Genomic DNA, 656 nt, shown 5'->3' on the forward strand with positions numbered 1-656 from the left:
GATGCGTGTTTGGCCGCAGGCGTTGAGGTTGATACTAAAAATCTAAACAAGCCCTCACAGGCGAAGCTCAGACGCGAATTGAACGCCATTAAGCGTGAATTATTCCCCTATATGCTGGAAGTGACCAAATGCGCTCCGCAGGCGGCAATCATGCAGTTGGGTGATGCTTATAACAACTTCTTTAAAGGCTTAGCGAAATACCCAACCGCTCGTAAAAAAGGCCGTGACGATAGATTCAGTTTATCCAACGACCAATTTGCCATTAAAGGTAAATCCATTCGTATCCCAAACTTGGGCTGGGTTCGCTTAAAAGAAGCTTTACGTTTTGACGGCAAGATCATGTCAGCCACCATCTCTAAACGTGGCGGTAAGTGGTTTGTTAGTGTGGCTGTTGAAATACAAAAAGCTGTAATTCCTACTAAAAAGACAGGTAAAAGCGTTGGTGTTGATCTTGGTATTACCGACTTACTGGTTTTATCAGACGGCACTAAAATTAAAGCGCCAAAACCACTTCAAGCAAACCTTAAAAAACTAAGAACGCTAAACAAAGCGCTCAGTCGCACTAAAAAAGGCAGTAAAAACAGAGAAAAAGCGAAAACCAAGCTCTCTCGTTTGCACTATAAGATCAGGTGTATTAGGCAAGATTCTCTCTATAA

General features: G+C 42.5%; 1 protein-coding gene. It reads left to right on the plus strand.

What is annotated here, in order from left to right; all coding sequences use genetic code 11:
• Positions 1–78: 78 nt before the first annotated feature.
• Positions 79–656, plus strand: a 578-nt coding sequence (locus tag JMX98_RS13990) for an RNA-guided endonuclease InsQ/TnpB family protein (protein WP_201587456.1), incomplete at its 3' end; no start/stop codon positions are given.

The sequence above is a fragment of the Psychrobacter sp. HII-4 genome, assembly GCF_904846595.1.
Lineage (GTDB): Bacteria > Pseudomonadota > Gammaproteobacteria > Pseudomonadales > Moraxellaceae > Psychrobacter > Psychrobacter celer.